The following is a 15,196-nucleotide window of genomic DNA, read 5'->3' on the forward strand; positions in this document are numbered from 1 at the left end:
TCAGCTCCAATCCGGGTCGGCGCTGGCTGCCGTTGGCCGCGGCTCGACCAGGGCCACCGCCATGCCCGTCAGCCACTGGGGGAGCGGAGCGTAGGCAAGTGTGCGGCCCTGCGAGGGCCCCACGGCTGCCGCCATCGCGATCCAGGATCTGATCTCCTGGCCGCCGTTGCCGGCCTCTGCCTCCACCTGATCGTTGGTGTACTCCGCGAGCTCGCCGAGCCGGCCAGCCGAGAGAAGGTCGAGGAACCGGCGGTCGAACGCCTGGTTGATGTCCGGCTCGGCGGACTGGATGATGTGCCGCCGCCGTACCTCGTACTCGCGCCACGACTGGCGGCCGTTGAGCCACGCCTTGACCAGGAACCGGTCGTCGTCCGAGAACGTCTCGAACCACTTGGGCCACGGCAGCCGGTGGGAGAGCCCACCCGAGGCGATGACCACCACGCGTTTCCCGGTGCCGTCTGCGTCGACGGCGCGGCGAATCGCCGCACCCAGCGAGTGGCACCGGCGCAGGGTCGGCAGTGGCGGTGCGAACATGTTCAGCACCACCGGCACGATCGGCACGTCCAGGTTCGGCACCAGGTATTGAAGGCTGTGGGTGATGCCGTGGTCGACCTGCAGCCGGAGCGAGAACGCGACGTCGAACTCGTCCGCTACGAGGGAGTCCACGATGTGCCGGGCCAGGTCCGTGTCGACCGGCAGCGGGCCACCAGGGGTACCCGCCTCGCCCGCGCCGGCCACCTCGGCCACCCCGATCGTGATCGCGGGCATCAGGTCGAGGAAGAAGCCCCGGAAGTGGTTCGAACCGATCACCACGACCGCATCCGGGCGAGCCGCGGCAATCACCGTGGCCGCCTCCTCGAGCCCCTGCCGGAACCGGAGCGCGGCTGGCACGTCCGCGACCGACTCCCAGTTCGTGTTCATCAGCGTGCTGTGCGATGCACCCACGCCGAGGGCGATCTTGCTCATCGGACCAGCCGCTGGTCACGTACCACGGTGCCGGTGGTGAGGACAAGCAGCCGGCGCAGGCCGCGGCGCACCGGCGGCAGGCTGGCCAGGGCCACGGCCGTTGCGGCGGCCAGGACGACAATCGACGGGCGACGGGTCATTTCGGGGAACCTTTCGGACTGGGGAGCGGCTGGACCACCGGGTCGGACTTCTCGACCAGCCGGCGCCAGGCCGTGATCGACACGTCCGGCCGGTACAGCCGCTCCGGCGGTGCATCGGTGACGTCCACCATCCACGCGTCCTGGCCGGTGAACTGACCGTGGAACAGCCACCTGATCGCGGCCAGGTACTTCACCTTGAACGCCGCAGCGGTGAGCCCGCGTTCAAAGCGCGCCATCAGCTGCACGTATCGAACGCGGTCTTCGTCCACCGGCACGTACCATTCGTAGTGGATGAACTGGGGATAGGCGACTCGCAGCAGGCCGGGCAGTCGGATCGAGACGAAGCCCGGAATGTCCAGCGAATCGATGACCGGGTTGACCTTGCTGCCCTTGCCCGGCCGGTCCGGCAGTGGCACCCGCTTCCACCAGCGCTTGTTGGTCCATACGCCGAGTCCAGGGAATTCGGCCTCCCAGTGCAGCTCCTCCTGGACGCGGATTAGCCACGGCCCGACTTTGGTAATCTCGGTCTTGTTCCAGGCCGGCATGACCTTGAACAGCCGCCACAGCGCGGTGTTGTGCAGATACTTGGCGTGCCCCTCGTCGAATCCGTTCTCGGCCGCGAACCGCCAGTTGCCGTTGCGTACGTTGCTGCGTCCGCCCATGACAAAGTCGTTGTCCAGCAGTTCGTCGGGGATCTCCCGCTCGACCGGCGGCACCGGTCCCGTACCCATATAGACCCACACCATCCCGAGTCGCTGCTCGGTGGGGTACGTGCGTACCTTCATCCGGCCGCAGATCGGCGAGCCGGGGCCGTCGGTGAGTACGGCGCACAGGTTCCCGTTCTTCAGGTCGAAGGTCCAGCCGTGGTACGCGCAGCTCACCGTCTCCGGGAACTGGCGGCGGCCGTGAGAGAGTGGCACCCCGCGGTGCGGGCACCGGTCGTGTAGGGCGTAGATCCGGTCGCCCTCCCGGACCAGCACGATCTCCTCACCGAGCAGCTTGATCGGTACCGGCTTGCGACCGATCCCATCCGCCCAGCCGACCGGGTACCAGTAATTGCGCAGGCCCAGCACGGCGTTGTCGTACCGCGGCCAGGTCGACCAGTCCTGACCCTCGCGGATCGGGGCCTGGCCTTCGGGCGTGTCGTTCTGCCACACCGGGTTTGCCGGCCGGTCCGAGGACCGTTCTGTTGTCATTTCGCGGGAACCTCCCCATGCGATGTGCCGGCCCGCTGGCTCGTCGCCCCGTACGAGGCCAACCAGTGGACCGCGTTGTCGAGTTGGATGACGTCGGCGTACTTCGCGTCCATCTCGTAGAGGCTGACCGCGGCCGACAGGTGGGATCGGTCGAAGACCGCCTGCTCCACGACGAACGGGGCGAAGCCGTGCGAGAAGGCGTCCACCACGCTGGCTCGTACGCAGCCGGAGGTGGTGGCGCCGGCGACGACGACGCTGTCGATGCCGCGTGAGCGCAGGTAGGTCGTGACCGGGGTATCGAAGAAGGCGCTCGCCCGGGGCTTGGCGACGACGAGTTCGCCGTCGGCCGGGGTGGCCTCGGGGGCGAAGTCCACCGCCCCGGGACGGCCGGTGACGAAGTCGCCCACCAGTTCGCCCTTGACGGTGGGCCCGAGAAGGCGGGCGGCCGGTCCGCTGGGCCGCAGGTGCACGATGGGCACGCCGCCCTCGCGGGCGGCGCCCAGCAGGGCGGCCACGGCGGGCAGGGCCTCGTATGCGGCGGGTCCGCAGGCGGTAGGCCATTCGGCGATAGAGGACTTCAGGTCCCGATCCGGTGCGCCGACGAACGCGGTGACGACGTCGATCACGAGCAGCGCCGGCCGCTCCCCGCGGGCTAGTCGGTGACTGAACGAGGAGTATGCGGTTCCGGCCTCCCCGGCGAAGATCTCCTGCCACCAGCGGGTCATCTGGCGACCACTCCTCGTGCTCCAGTTTCGATCTCATCCCGGGTCCGGCTGCACGCGTCAACGGCGGCGGCGACCAACAGCCGGGTGAGCTTGACCATGTTCGGCAGGGACACAGCGTTCATGCCCATGGGGAAGTCGACCTCGGTGCCATCCGGATTCGTTACCCGTGGCATCCCGATCCGGGCGGTTGGGATGCCACGGTTACGGAGGATGTTGCCGTCGGTGGCGCCGCTGGTGGTCCTTGCCGCCTCGTCAAGCACCTGTGGGGCGCCGGTCACCGTCGCGTACGCCCGCCGGCACGAATCGACGATCCAGGTCTCCGGTGGAGTCGAACTGCCCGGGATGGACAGCGTCATTTCCCATTCCGCGGACACGTCGCCGAGGCGCGCCAGAGCTTCGTCGATCGCCTGGGCAAACTGCCGGCGAGCGTCCACGGGCCGGGTGCGGGGGCTGATCCGCAGATCGACGGTGAATTCGCAGACCGCTGGGCTGGTGGCCGCCATCCGCTGCCAGCCGCCCCGGATCGAGGCCACATGGCCCTGTGGCGCGACCAAGCCGGAGGTGTTGCGAGCGGTGTATTCCGGGAACCAGCGCTCCAGCTCACCGATCAGCCGGCCGGCATCCACGATCGCGTTGCGGTACGGCAGTCGCTGCCGGCTGCCGACGTAGTTGTACGTGCCATAGACCCGCACGGTGAACCAGCAAAGCCCGACCTCCTCCCACGAGATGAACCAGCCGGGCTTGGCCAGAATCGCGTGGTCGGCCTGGACGCCCTGTTCAAGCATGAACGAGCATCCATTGCCCTGCCCGGTGTTGGCCCGCGTGACCGAGTTACGGCTGTTGGTCGGCATCCCGCCCGCGCCGAATCCGACCAGCAGCGAGCCGTGCAGCGGTAGGCCGGCCGCGGCGATCGCCGCCGCGGCGACCGCCGCGCAGGCGGCGTGCCCCTTTGGGTTGCTGGCGCCGAGGCCCACCACTCGGTCACCATCCAGGAACCCCACCGGGCGCATGTCCGGGCGCAGCGCCGGGCCCACGTACGGCACGTCCTCCTCGGCGGTCCCCACGGTCAGCGTGTCGATCGGGGCGTAGAGCAGCAGGTCCTTGCCGGTGTCGTCGCCGGCGAGCCTGCCGACCGCGTTGCCCTGCCGGTCGTCGATCTCCTGATACCACGAGTCCAGCCCGGCCTGTGCCAGGTATCCGGTCAGGAACTGGGCCAGCTCGCGCTCGTCGCCGGTCGGGCTGGGGATGGAGACCATGCGCAGGGCAAGATCGCGCAGCCTGTCCTCGTCGATCGCGGCCCAAGCGCGTTCAATCGCCGACCGAAGACTGCCCGAGTAGCTTTCCGCCATCGCCCCTCCCTATGCGCAGCACCACCTCGGTCCGCTCGCCGGTACCGGGATGCATAGGTTTGCCGAACGTGACCCCGCTGGCCACCTCGGCATCCCGGTGAGTGGACCGCATCTGTCCCGGGCCCTGCCGGGCCGGTTCTAGGCTGGTCGCATCCCACTCCCGCGACGGCGGTCCGGAGAATCGCGGATGCGTTTCGACGGCTCGGAACTCCCGGGACACCCCACCTACCAATGAGGACTAGTTACCGATGATCGCCCCCAGGTTCTCCCCAAACTATGTCCGCACCCGCAGCGGGCTACTCCACTACGTGGAGCTGGGTTCGGGGGACCCGCTCGTCCTGCTGCACCAGGCGCCGCGCTCGTGGGACGAGTTCCGTGAACTGATGCCACTGCTCGCCGACGGGCGTCGGGTCATCGCGCCGGACATCGTTGGTTTTGGTGCCTCCGAACTCATCCACGACCACTCCATCCAGCGGTACGCCGACTCCGTCCTGGCTCTACTCGAGGAACTCGGCCTGGAGCAGGCGGACCTGCTCGGCCATCACCTCGGCGGGATCGTGGCGGTCGAGGCATCCGCGCAGCAGCCGCAGCGGCTGCGCCGGCTGATCCTGTCCGGCACCCCGTACGTGGACGAGACGTTCCGCAAGCGCCGACCGCCGATGCACCCGCTGAGCCTGGTTGAGCAACAGGACGATGGGCGGCACCTGATGGAGCTGTGGGTCCGTCGCAGCGGCTTCTACCCACCGGCGCGGCCGGACCTGCTCGACCGGTACGTCCGCGACGTACTGCTCCAGGGGAGCCAGGCGGAGGAGGGCCACCGCGCGATCAGCGAGTACCGGATGGAGGGCCGCACCACGTACCAGGGCCCGATTCTGTGCATCGGCGACCGACGCGATGGCAGCGGGCCGCTCGGCCAGCACGAACCGCCGGTGCGCCAGGGCGCTGCCGGGCGGCGGCAGCGGCACTTCGATCCCTACGATGAGCTCGTCGGGCGCGAGCACGGTCTGGAACGGCTCGGCGAGCAGGTCTGCCGCTGGCACGGTGCGGGTCGCCCCGCCCGGCGCCTGGCAGGAAACCCACCCGTTGGTCGCGACCAGGAACGTGGCCGGGTCGGAGTGCGGCTCGCCAAACGCCAGATTCCCGCCGATCGTGCCGCTGGTGCGCACCCGTGGGTTCGCCACCTGCCGCTCCACCGCCGCGAGTGCGGGCAGCACCGCCGCCACCTCGGACGACCGCTCGATCTGCTGGTGTGTCGCGGTCGCCCCGATGCGCAAGGCCCCGCCGGCCACCGCGATGCCGGCCAGGCCCGGAACGCCCTTAAGGTCGACCAGCACCGGGTAGTCGGCTAGGCCGAGCTTCATCGCCACCACCAGTTCGGTGCCGCCGGCGTAGGCGACCGCGTCACCGTCGTACTCCGCGAGCAGGTCGCAAGCGTCCGCGATCGACTCCGGACGGCGGATGGTGAAGGCCGGCAGCATGACGCTCCAATCTCGACGAATCAGCCCGGGGCTGTATCGCTCGTGGTCTGCTGAATCCACCGCCACACCCGGTCCGGGGACATCGGCAGCTCCCGCACCGGCACGCCGGCATCGGTCACCGCACTTACCAGCGCGGCGGTCAGGCCGCCGAAGACGCCCTCCCCGCAGCCCTTGGCCCCGAACGGCCCAGGGCCGTCGCCGTTTTCAACGATGACGCAGATCATCTCGGCGGGCACATCCGTCAGTGTCGGCACCCGGTAGTCCAGCAGGCTGTCGTTGAGCAGCACGCCGTCCTCGCTGAACCGCATCTCCTCGAAGAACGCGTTGCCGATCACCTGAAGCGTGCAACCCTCGTCCTGGCGCTCGACGAGACTCGGGTTCACCGCTCGTCCAACGTCGGCCACGGTTACCACCCTCGGCACCTCGACCAGTCCCGTCTCCGGATCCACTGACACCTCCGCGCCAGCCACACAGACTTCCCAGAACAGGGCCGGCCCCGCCCCGGTGAGTTCGCTGGCGTCGCCGTCCGCCCCTATGGGCCCGGCTGCGGCGAGTTCGGCGATGTCCCAGGACCGCTTGCCCGTGCTGATCCGCCCGTCCCGCAAGGTGAGTTCGTCAACGGGCACACCCCCGTGCTCGGCGGCGGCGGCCAACAGCGCGGTCCGCAGCCGTTCGCTTGCCCGCTGCACCGCCAGCCCAGCGACGGTGGTCGAGCGGCTGGCGCCGGTGGAGCGGTCGTACGGCGTGTGGTCGGTATCGGTGGGCAACACCACCACCCGCTCCATGCCCAAGCCGAGCACCTCCGCCGCGATCTGAGCGTGCACAGTGCGGGCGCCCTGCCCGATCTCCTGCGACCCGACCAGCACCATCACCCGGCCGTCCGGCCGCAACTCGACCCGGGCCGCCGAGCGCGCCGACACCCCGGCAGGCGAAACGCCGACCGAGATGCCCCGCCCCCGCCACGCGGGCAACGCGCCGCCCCAGTCCAGTCGCTTGGCCACCTCTCGCAGGTCGCCCGCGAGGTCGGCGTCGAGCGGGCGCTGCCCAGGGATCAGCGTCTCGCCCCGGTCGAGCAGGTTACGCAGCCGCAACTCCAACCGGTCGATACCGAGCAGCGCCGCCACCTCGTCGACCTGCGACTCGCCGACCCACTGCAGATGGGCGGCACCGAAGCCGCGGTACGACCCGGACGGCGGCAGGTGGGTGTAGACGCAGGCGGCGTCGATGTCCACCCGATCCCAGCGGTAAGGCCCGACCGCGGCCATCCCGGCCACCATTGTGACCGTCGGGCCGTTGTCTGCGTACGCGCCGGTATCCATCCAGATCCACGCCTGGCGGGACACGAAGCGCCCATCCGGGCGCACGGCGGTGCGCATCCGGCAGCGCATCCCGTGCCGGCGGGTGGTCACCATCGCGTCCTCCACGCGGTTGACCAGCCGGACCGGGCGGCCAACGGCCCGTGCCACCGCGACCGCTACCGGTTCCATCTTCGTGTACGACTTGCTGCCGAAGCCGCCGCCGACGAACGGGACCCGCACCCGCACCCGCTCCAGCGGCAGCCCGAACACGGTGGCCAGTTCCTGCCGGACCAAGAACGGGTGCTGGCAGGAGGAGTGCACACTGATCCCGTCCGGCTCCCAGCTCGCGACCACCACATGCGGCTCCATCGCGTACTGATAGACGGCAGGGAAGATGTACTCGTGCTGGACCACCACAGCGCCGGCCTCGTCCACCTCAGCGACTCGCTCGTGCTGCAGTCCGTGGTGGTAGAAGGCATTGTCCATGCCCAGTTCGGTGCCGGGCGGGCAGGCGAACCCCGGCCGCGGTGCCCGGTCGTGCACCCGTGCCGCGCCCGGCGCCGCCGCAGCAGCCACGTCGAGCAGGGCGGGTAGCTCGTCGTACTCGACCTCGATAGTGGTCACTGCTGCTGCCGCTGCCTCCTCGGTCTCGGCCGCGACGGCGGCCACGATCTCGCCCGCGAAGCGCACCACGCCGTCAGCGAAGATCGGTCGGTCGCGCACGTAGTGGCCCCAGGTGGCGTCCAGGTCGACTAGATCGGCGGCGGTGACTACCGCGACCACGCCCGGCACCTCCAGCGCGGCAGCGGGGTCGACGGCAGCGATCCGGGCGTGTGCCACGACGCTACGCAGCAGCTTGACGTGCAACACTCCGGCGACCGGCAGGTCGGCGCCGTAGACGGCTGCACCGGACAGTTTGGCCGCCAGGTCGGGCCGAACCACCGACCGCCCGACGGCCGTTCCCGCGGGTATCACCGCTGCTGCCCAGTAGGCGCGCTCGCGGCGGCGTCCCGGCCCGGCGCCGGAGCGATCCCGGCGATCTCACAGATCGCATCCACGATTGCGCGGTAGCCGGTGCACCGGCACAGGTTGCCGGCGAACTCCCGCTGGACGTCCTCCCGTGAACGCAGGGTGCCCCGCGCCAAGAGCGGCTTGAGGGTCATCAGGAAGCCCGGCGTGCAGTAGCCGCACTGGAAAGCATTGTGCTCGGCGAAGGCGGCCCCGACGACGGCGAACCCGTCCGCGGCGGCGAAGCCCTCAATCGTCTGCACCTCGTCGTCACCAGCATCGTGCGCGAGGAAGCAGCACGAGCTAACCGGCTCCTCGCCGACCAGCACCGTACAGGTACCGCAGACCTGCATGTCGCACGACCGCTTCGCGCCGGTCAGCCCGAGCCGGTCGCGCAGCACATCCAGCAGCAGGGCGTTGTGTGCCAACTCGAGTTCGTGGATGGCACCGTTGACCTTCAGCCGTACCCCCAACGCGGGGCTCCTCTCCCAGGTTCGCCACCGGCGACGATCAGTACACCCGCTCGGCCCGCGGCCTGCCTACCGCGCCCGTCCGCCCAGCGGAACGGCCGGCTCCCCACCCGTCCATCCGATCGGCGAGGCTGGGGCCCGGCGGGCCGGCCGGCGGCCCGTGTCCTCACCGGGAGGGAACTCATCGCACCGTCAGGCCCGCGGCGCTGCGCAGACGGCCAGTGCGGTACGCAGGTAAATCCGAGCGCAGGCGTGCAGGTCCGCCTCGACGATCGCGACATTGCCCGCGCCGGTGCCCTGGCCAGGACCGAAGGTAACGGCCGGCATACCCATCTCGTTCCACACATTCAGGTCCCGCCACATGCTCGCCGGGGAATGGCCAGGCGGGGTACGCCGTACCGGATCCACCTCGGCGTCGGTGGCCGTCCACAGCGCATCCACGAGCGGCTCGGCGCCGGCCGCTTGGTAGCCGCGGCGGAACAGGTAGCACTCCACCTCGGCGTCCACGCCGACGGACCGGGCCAGTTCGCGCAACTCCTCCTGGACACCCAGCGGATGCTCACCAGGCGGCAACCGCACGTCCAGGTAAAAGATGCACGAGGCAGGGGAGAGGATGGGCTGGGTCGGGTGCCCCGCCCGGATCGCGCCAATATTCACCTTCGGCACCACCTCACCGGCGTCGCACACGATGCGCGAACGCTCCTGGTACTCGTACGCCCACCGCTCGATCGCAGGGATCAGCGGCGCCGCCCGGACGATCGCGTTGGGATGCGCGTCCGGGGCATACGGCCGCTGCAGGTACGGCGTGTAGACCGCCCGGTCCCGGCCCCGCACGGCGATCCGGAAGAACGCCTTGCCGGGCTCGATCCAGATCGGCGTGAACGACGTGGTCTCGGCCACCACGACATAGTCGGCGAGCGCGCCGTGGGTGGCGACGAACCGACTGCCGTAGTCCTTGCCGGCGAAGCGCGGCCCCTGGTACTCGTCCACCGGTTCGTGGCCGATCTCGCCGGTCACCATGGTGAGCACGAGGTCGCCGGGCAGCTGCACGCCGGACCGGCGCAGCGTCGCGGCGGCGACCAGCCAGCACGCCATCGGACCCTTGTCGTTGACCACGCCCGCCCCGACCAGGTCGGCACCGTCCCGCCAGGCGGTGTGGAACTCCGGCAGGTCCGGCTCCCGGAAGTAGGTGTAGTCGCCGGACGTGACCGCAGTGTCCATGTGGCTGTTGAACAGCAACGACCGGCCACCGCCGCGTCCCGGTATCCGGGCCACCACATTCGCCGCCTGGTCCGGCAACGCCCGCACGGGGCGCGGCGCCAACCCGGCATCGCCGCACCAGTCAAGCAGGAAGTCGCTGACCGCGTGCTCCTGGCCGCTCGGGCTGTCGATTCGCCCGAGTTCGAGGGCGAGTTCGGTCACCTCACCCGGTTCAATGCTGTCGGCTATATCCCACACATTCTTCATTGCCCTATTCACCCTTGCTTTGTCGAATCGAGGATTAACACCAGTGACTAAGATTTCTCACCTGTTCGCCGCCTGGGCCGGCCGGCTGCGCCCATCCGACCTGCCCGAGGAGGTCCGCGACCGGATAACGCTGCGGGTTGCCGACGCGGTCGGCCTGGTCGCTGCGGCGTGGGACACCCCGCCGGGCAAAGCGGTTCGGGACCTGGCTGCGGAGCTGTCCGGGTCCGGGAGGGCCCTGCTGTTCGACCCGCGTCCGCTGCACCCGGCGTCGTCCGCCCTGGCCCACGGCACGCTGGTACACGCCCTGGACTACGACGACACCTTTCCGGAGTCGGTGATCCATCCGATGAGCGTGCTGCTGCCCGCCGCGCTGGCCGCCGCGGACGACGAGCGTGCTGGCGGCGAGGTGGTCGCAGCGCTGGCCGCCGGCGATGAGTTGCTCGCCCGGCTCGGCGCCGCCGCCGGCCGCCGGCTGCACGCCCACGGGTTCCAGGCCACCAGCGTCTTCGGCCCGCTCGCCGCCGCCCTGGTCGTCGGCGTGCTGCGCGGGCGCTCGCCGGCGACCGTCGCCAGCGCGATGGGCCTTGCCGGCAGCTTTTCCGGCGGACTGTTGGAGTTCCTCAGCGATGGCACCTGGTCGAAACGGCTGCACCCGGGCTGGGCGGCACACGGCGGGGTGATCGCTGACGGGCTCGCCGCCCGCAATTTTCCCGGCCCAGCCTCGATTGTTGAGGGCAGGCACGGCCTGTTCACCGCGTTTCTTGGCGACGAGGTGGACCCAGCGCAGGTCACTGAAGGGTTGGGCGAGCGGTGGCTCTCCGCCACCGCACAGATCAAGCTGTACCCCTGCGCGCATGTGCTGCATCCGTTCATCGTGATGGCCCATGACCTGCGCCACCGCGACGTCCGGGTGTCCGACATTACCGAGATCGTCTGCGGTGTCGCGCCCTGGTATGTGCCGATCGTCTGCGAGCCGCTGGCGGAAAAGCTGAACCCGGTAGGCGAGTACCAGGCCCGCACCAGCCTTCCCCTCGTGGTCGCGCTCGGTCTGCTCGATGAGGACGTGGACAGCGACTCGTTTGAGCCGGTCAGCGTCGGCCGGCCGGAACTTCGCGCGCTCGCCGCCAAGGTCCGGTACGTCGCCGACCCGCAGCTCACCGAGGGCTTCGGCGCCCGCCTCCGGGTGGTCACCGCCGACCGGACGTTCGATGGTGATCCCTGGCTCACGGTGGACGTGCCGGACCGGGTCCGGCGGAAGTTTCTTGCCGCGACTGCCCGCGGCGCGGCGGCCGGCGTCACCCCTGCCGAGCCCGCAGAGGCGCTGTGGGCGGTTGCCCGGAGGTTGGACCAACATCCGATGGGCGTCCTGCGCCGGGCCGCACTGTCGCTCGCCGGGTACTGGGAGGGGAGGCATGGTTAGCGGTCGAACAGCGGCTGGATGCGTGCGGGGTCGCGGGAGTGGGTGAGCGCTAAGGCGAGCAACAGCCGGGTCTTCCACGGGTTGAGGTTGCCGCAGGTCACGAAGCCGTGCGGGACGGCCTCCGGGCGAGGCGTCACCCGGCCCGCCGCGACCCGGCTGGCCTGGCACACCACTACACCCGCCTCGGCGGCCCGTTCCAGCGCGGCCCGTTCGGCAGGCGTCGGATAGCCGGCCCCGGTGCCGGCGCTGACGATGCCGGCCGCGCCCGCCCGCACGCTCGCCTCAACCATCGCCCCATCCGCGCCCAGGTATGACACCACCACATCGACTCGGGGCAGCCCGGTCAGGCTGGATGGATCGAAGGCGCCCTGCGCGGGCCACCGCTCGAGGCGGTGGTGGAAGACTACGGTGCCGTCACTCTCCACAAACCCGAGCGGCCCCACCTCCCCGCCGCGGAACGCGGCGACCCGGTTCGTTGCCGCCTTCGTCGCGTCCCGGGCAGCATGGATGGTGTCGTCCAGCAGTACCAGGACCCCGCGCCCTCGCGCTCCCGGGGAGGCCGCCAGCCGTACCGCGTTGAGCAGGTTCAGCGGCCCGTCGGCGCTCAGCCCGGAGGCCGGACGCATCGCGCCGGTAACGACCACCGGCTTGCCGGGCGGGCACACCAGGTCCATGAAGAACGCGGTCTCCTCCAGCGTGTTGGTGCCGTACGTGACTACCACCCCCGCTATGTTCGGCTCGCCGGTTAGCCGCCGCACCAGCCGGCCGAGGTCGAGCAGGTCGGCCAGGCCCATGCCGTGGCTCGGCAGGGCGGGCCGGACCTCCGGGTGGATCTCGGCGACCGCGGCCAGCTCAGGGATCTCGTCCAGCAGGGCGCAGAGTTCCCGATGTCGATTCGTGTCGCCGTACCGGGACAGGTCCAACCGGTCCCGCCCGACCGCGCTGATCGTGCCCCCGGTGCTGACCAGCGTGATCCGGGGGAGCCGGGCGGTCAACGCCGGCGCCGGCGTCGGCAGAGCCCCACCGCGGCCAGCACCGCCACGCTGACCACGGCCGTTGGCACGAGGAGCCGCTTCAGCACTGGCAGCGCGCCGACGTCGAGCAGGTCGATGGCCTCATCCTGGGCCGGCCGGCCGGGCTGTGGGCCCATCGGAGTAAGCAGGGCTTCGGGCCGCGGTGCCACGGCGGGCGTCGGCGTGACGGTAGCAGCCGCCGGTGCGGGTGCTATGACTGGCCCGGCGGCCGCCTCCGCTGCGGGGTGGCGGGCCAGCTCCGCGGCGAGCGCCTCGGCGAACCGGCCGATCAGCTTTTGCCCGACCTCGTCCAGCACCCCTCGGCCGAGCTGCGCCGGCTTGCCAGTGATGGCCAGGTCGGTCAGCACCCGCACCCGGGTAGCGCTCTCGCCGTCGGGGGCCAGCGTCCCGGTCACCGTCGCCTTCGCCGTACCGGTGCCACGGTTCTCCTTGCCGCTGGCCACCACCACCACCCGCCTGGCCTCGTCGTCGCGCTCGGTGAACCTGGCCGCGCCCCGGTACATCACCTGCATCGGGCCGACCTTGACCTTGACGGTGCCGTCGATCTCGTCGCCCTCCACCCGGGTCACCGCCGCTCCCGGCATGCACGGCGCGACGCGCTCGACGTCGAGCAGCACCTGCCACGCTTCCTCGACACTGACCGGCACGGTGAACTCGTGTTCCAATTGCATTACTGCCTACCTTCCCCTTGCCCTTTGCCTACCAGCGGATGTCACCAGCAGGACTTCAGCAGCTCTTCGATTTCCGCCATGGTCACCTCGCGCGGGCAGTAGGCCATCATCGGCTCGGCGTAGGTCGCGTTCGCCAAGTCCGGCAGATCGCCCACCGCTACGCCGACCTCGCGGAGAGTGGCCGGCACCGGCAGCGGGGCGAGCATCTCCGTTAGCCGGTCGGTGACCTTGGCCGCTACCGCCTCGGGCGGCCCCGCCGGCGCGGGCAAACCCAACGCGTTCGCAACCAGGTACACAGTCGGCCCCGCAGCGGGCAGCAGCCGTCCGGCGACCGGAGCCAGGAAGATCCGGTGCGCCACACCATGCTGTAGGCCGTACCTGCCGCCCACCGCGTGTCCAATCGAGTGCACCAGCGAGACCATCGCGTTGTCCGCGGCGATGCCGGACAGCAACGCGCCTACCTGGGCATCGCCCCGCGCGGCCAGGTCGTCCGGTGCCTCGATCGACTGCGGCAGCGCGGCGGCCAACAGGTGCAGTGCCTGTATCGCGTACGCGTCCGCCATCGGTTGCCGGTTACGCGAATACGTCGTCTCGATGGCGCGTGCCAGGGCCGTCACCCCGCTGGTAGCGGTCAACTCCGGCCCGGTGTGCATCACCATCAGCGGGTCGAGCACCGCCACATCCGGTACCAGCAGTGGATCGCGGAACAGCAGCTTCTCCCCAAGCCGCTCGTCGCGGATGCCGGCCCACGGCATCACCTCGCTGGACGAGCCGGCGGTGGTCGGCACCGCGATGTGCGGGTAGGCGGCCTTGGTCAACGCGAGGGCCGGCCGGCCCTCGCGGCCCCGCCCCTTGGGCACCTGGTACTCGGCGAGCGGATGCCCTCCCTTGGAGAGCAGCAGGATCAGGTACTTCGCCGTGTCGATAGCGGCGCCGCCGCCGAGGCTGAGCACCGCGTCCGAGCCGGAGGCGAGCACCATCTGCGCTGCCGCCTCGATGTTTGTCATGCCGGCCTGCGGACGGATCCCGTCGAAGACCCCGACGATCGCGTCACCCAGCACGTCGCGCAGTGCCGCCATTTGCGGCCCAGCTCCCACTGTGCGGCCGCATACCACGAACACGGTGCGGGCACTTAGGTCGGACAGGAGTTCAGGCAGCCGGCGGTGGCTACCCTGGCCGGCGACCACCCGGGTCCGGGGATGAGTCTGCTCAAATCCGGCCCGATCCGGCATCGGCTGCGTCATGTGTACCTCCGTAGGTGTTCCCGTTGCGGCCAGGCCGCCGTCCGTGCGGTCCCAGTCGCCAGTAGGCCGGCAGCAGGTCGCCAACAGGCGACAGGTCGCTCGGTCACGAGGCCGGCACCCGGCCGGGCCATCGGTTCAGGGCCGGTGCGGCGGCGGTGGCGCCGACCAACGCCATGGCTGGCCCGAGCGGCCAGACCAGAAGTAACGCCGCGATGCCCAGCGGCGAGGTGAGCAGCGCCACCGCGCGGTACGTGCCCACCTCGGCCACCACCCGCCCGCGTTCGTCGGGCGGCGCCGAGCGCGCGGCCAGGAACGAACTCAACGTCTGCAACACACCCGCCCCGGCGCCGCTGATCAGCAGCAGCACGGCGACCACCGGCACGGCCGCCGGCCACAGTCCGGTTCCGGTGAGGCTGGCACCGGTGGCCAACGCCGCAGCCGGGCACAACAGGCGCAGTAACCGCCCGGAGACCAGGCCGACCAGCACCGAGCCAGCAATGCTGGTGGCCGACCCCAACCCCACGAGTAGCCCGACCGTCGAGGTGGAGTGCCCGGCTGTGGCGAGCACCACCGGGATGTACGAGCCGAGCAAACCACGCCAGGTGCCGGCGGAGACGGCGGCCAGCAGCGGGGTGCCGAGGCCCGGTCGGCGCCAGATGCGGCGGCGGGCCGTGCCGGCGGAAGCAGTCGGGGGCAGAAGTGGCAGCCGTGGCAGCCGCAACACCGGTAG

Annotated in this window: 14 protein-coding genes and 2 pseudogenes; 2 read left to right on the forward strand and 14 right to left on the reverse strand. The window is 70.6% G+C overall.

Going from position 1 to position 15,196, the window contains the following annotated elements; all coding sequences use genetic code 11:
• The 6 genes from KJS59_RS15235 to KJS59_RS15260 all read right to left on the reverse strand — a co-directional run bounded on the left by KJS59_RS15235 (window position 1) and on the right by KJS59_RS15260 (window position 4,834).
• The gene (locus KJS59_RS15235) at window positions 1–966 is read right to left on the reverse strand and encodes a DODA-type extradiol aromatic ring-opening family dioxygenase (protein ID WP_213453527.1); all 966 of its coding nucleotides are present in this window, start codon (window positions 964–966) and stop codon (window positions 1–3) included.
• Window positions 963–1,106 (reverse strand): hypothetical protein, encoded by a 144-nt coding sequence (locus KJS59_RS15240; RefSeq protein ID WP_213453528.1) that lies wholly within the window; start codon window positions 1,104–1,106, stop codon window positions 963–965. The genes KJS59_RS15235 and KJS59_RS15240 overlap by 4 nt, the downstream gene beginning before the upstream one ends.
• Entirely contained in the window at window positions 1,103–2,302 is a 1,200-nt protein-coding gene (locus KJS59_RS15245) for a Rieske 2Fe-2S domain-containing protein (protein ID WP_213453529.1), read from the reverse strand. Before KJS59_RS15245 ends, KJS59_RS15240 begins: the two co-directional genes overlap by 4 nt.
• Entirely contained in the window at window positions 2,299–3,027 is a 729-nt protein-coding gene (locus KJS59_RS15250; RefSeq protein WP_213453530.1) for a cysteine hydrolase family protein, read from the reverse strand. Before KJS59_RS15250 ends, KJS59_RS15245 begins: the two co-directional genes overlap by 4 nt.
• Window positions 3,024–4,376 (reverse strand): M20 family metallopeptidase, encoded by a 1,353-nt coding sequence (locus KJS59_RS15255; protein ID WP_213453531.1) that lies wholly within the window; start codon window positions 4,374–4,376, stop codon window positions 3,024–3,026. Before KJS59_RS15255 ends, KJS59_RS15250 begins: the two co-directional genes overlap by 4 nt.
• Window positions 4,377–4,672: 296 nt before the next feature.
• On the reverse strand, window positions 4,673–4,834 hold the full coding sequence (locus tag KJS59_RS15260) for a hypothetical protein (RefSeq protein WP_213453532.1): 162 nt from the start codon (window positions 4,832–4,834) through the stop codon (window positions 4,673–4,675).
• Between KJS59_RS15260 and KJS59_RS32240 the strand changes: the two are divergent.
• Window positions 4,760–5,239 (forward strand): annotated as a pseudogene (locus KJS59_RS32240) (alpha/beta fold hydrolase); the annotation flags it as partial. The gene KJS59_RS15260 and the pseudogene KJS59_RS32240 overlap by 75 nt on opposite strands.
• Before the next feature lie 105 nt (window positions 5,240–5,344).
• On the opposite strand, the pseudogene KJS59_RS32245 reads toward KJS59_RS32240, so the two are convergent.
• The 4 genes and pseudogenes from KJS59_RS32245 to KJS59_RS15280 form a co-directional block, all read right to left on the reverse strand.
• Window positions 5,345–5,854, reverse strand: a pseudogene (locus KJS59_RS32245) (FAD binding domain-containing protein); the annotation flags it as partial.
• A 20-nt stretch (window positions 5,855–5,874) separates the two neighbouring features.
• The gene (locus KJS59_RS15270) at window positions 5,875–8,094 is read right to left on the reverse strand and encodes a xanthine dehydrogenase family protein molybdopterin-binding subunit (protein ID WP_213453534.1); all 2,220 of its coding nucleotides are present in this window, start codon (window positions 8,092–8,094) and stop codon (window positions 5,875–5,877) included.
• Between the two features lie 29 nt (window positions 8,095–8,123).
• Window positions 8,124–8,633, reverse strand: a complete 510-nt coding sequence (locus KJS59_RS15275; RefSeq protein WP_213453535.1) for a (2Fe-2S)-binding protein — start codon at window positions 8,631–8,633, stop codon at window positions 8,124–8,126.
• 189 nt (window positions 8,634–8,822) lie between these two features.
• Complete coding sequence (locus KJS59_RS15280; RefSeq protein WP_213453536.1) at window positions 8,823–10,097, reverse strand: M20/M25/M40 family metallo-hydrolase; 1,275 nt, start codon at window positions 10,095–10,097, stop codon at window positions 8,823–8,825.
• Window positions 10,098–10,140: 43 nt separating this feature from the next.
• Here KJS59_RS15280 and KJS59_RS15285 point away from each other — a divergent pair, with 43 nt between their 5' ends.
• The gene (locus tag KJS59_RS15285) at window positions 10,141–11,517 is read left to right on the forward strand and encodes an MmgE/PrpD family protein (protein WP_213453537.1); all 1,377 of its coding nucleotides are present in this window, start codon (window positions 10,141–10,143) and stop codon (window positions 11,515–11,517) included.
• Here the strand turns inward: KJS59_RS15285 and KJS59_RS15290 are convergent.
• The 4 genes from KJS59_RS15290 to KJS59_RS15305 all read right to left on the reverse strand — a co-directional run.
• Window positions 11,514–12,512 (reverse strand): asparaginase, encoded by a 999-nt coding sequence (locus KJS59_RS15290; protein WP_213453538.1) that lies wholly within the window; start codon window positions 12,510–12,512, stop codon window positions 11,514–11,516. The two genes, KJS59_RS15285 and KJS59_RS15290, sit on opposite strands and share 4 nt — an antisense overlap.
• Window positions 12,509–13,222 carry an SRPBCC family protein gene (locus KJS59_RS15295; RefSeq protein WP_213453539.1) on the reverse strand — a complete coding sequence of 238 codons (714 nt, stop codon included), beginning with the start codon at window positions 13,220–13,222 and terminating at the stop codon, window positions 12,509–12,511. The genes KJS59_RS15290 and KJS59_RS15295 overlap by 4 nt, the downstream gene beginning before the upstream one ends.
• A 41-nt stretch (window positions 13,223–13,263) precedes the next feature.
• Window positions 13,264–14,466 carry an iron-containing alcohol dehydrogenase family protein gene (locus KJS59_RS15300; RefSeq protein WP_213453540.1) on the reverse strand — a complete coding sequence of 401 codons (1,203 nt, stop codon included), beginning with the start codon at window positions 14,464–14,466 and terminating at the stop codon, window positions 13,264–13,266.
• 103 nt (window positions 14,467–14,569) lie between these two features.
• The coding region (locus tag KJS59_RS15305; protein WP_376771181.1) for an MFS transporter at window positions 14,570–15,196 on the reverse strand (627 nt) is incomplete at its 5' end.

It is taken from the genome of Rhizomonospora bruguierae, from assembly GCF_018397995.1.
In the GTDB taxonomy this organism is placed as follows: Bacteria; Actinomycetota; Actinomycetes; order Mycobacteriales; family Micromonosporaceae; genus Rhizomonospora; species Rhizomonospora bruguierae.

Bases quoted from the DNA above. Each gene is read 5' to 3' on its own strand.
- KJS59_RS15235 (WP_213453527.1), bottom strand. From the start codon at position 966: ATGAGCAAGATCGCCCTCGGCGTGGGTGCATCGCACAGCACGCTGATG.
- KJS59_RS15240 (WP_213453528.1), bottom strand. From the start codon at position 1,106: ATGACCCGTCGCCCGTCGATTGTCGTCCTGGCCGCCGCAACGGCCGTG.
- KJS59_RS15245 (WP_213453529.1), bottom strand. From the start codon at position 2,302: ATGACAACAGAACGGTCCTCGGACCGGCCGGCAAACCCGGTGTGGCAG.
- KJS59_RS15250 (WP_213453530.1), bottom strand. From the start codon at position 3,027: ATGACCCGCTGGTGGCAGGAGATCTTCGCCGGGGAGGCCGGAACCGCA.
- KJS59_RS15255 (WP_213453531.1), bottom strand. From the start codon at position 4,376: ATGGCGGAAAGCTACTCGGGCAGTCTTCGGTCGGCGATTGAACGCGCT.
- KJS59_RS15280 (WP_213453536.1), bottom strand. From the start codon at position 10,097: ATGAAGAATGTGTGGGATATAGCCGACAGCATTGAACCGGGTGAGGTG.
- KJS59_RS15295 (WP_213453539.1), bottom strand. From the start codon at position 13,222: ATGCAATTGGAACACGAGTTCACCGTGCCGGTCAGTGTCGAGGAAGCG.
- KJS59_RS15300 (WP_213453540.1), bottom strand. From the start codon at position 14,466: ATGACGCAGCCGATGCCGGATCGGGCCGGATTTGAGCAGACTCATCCC.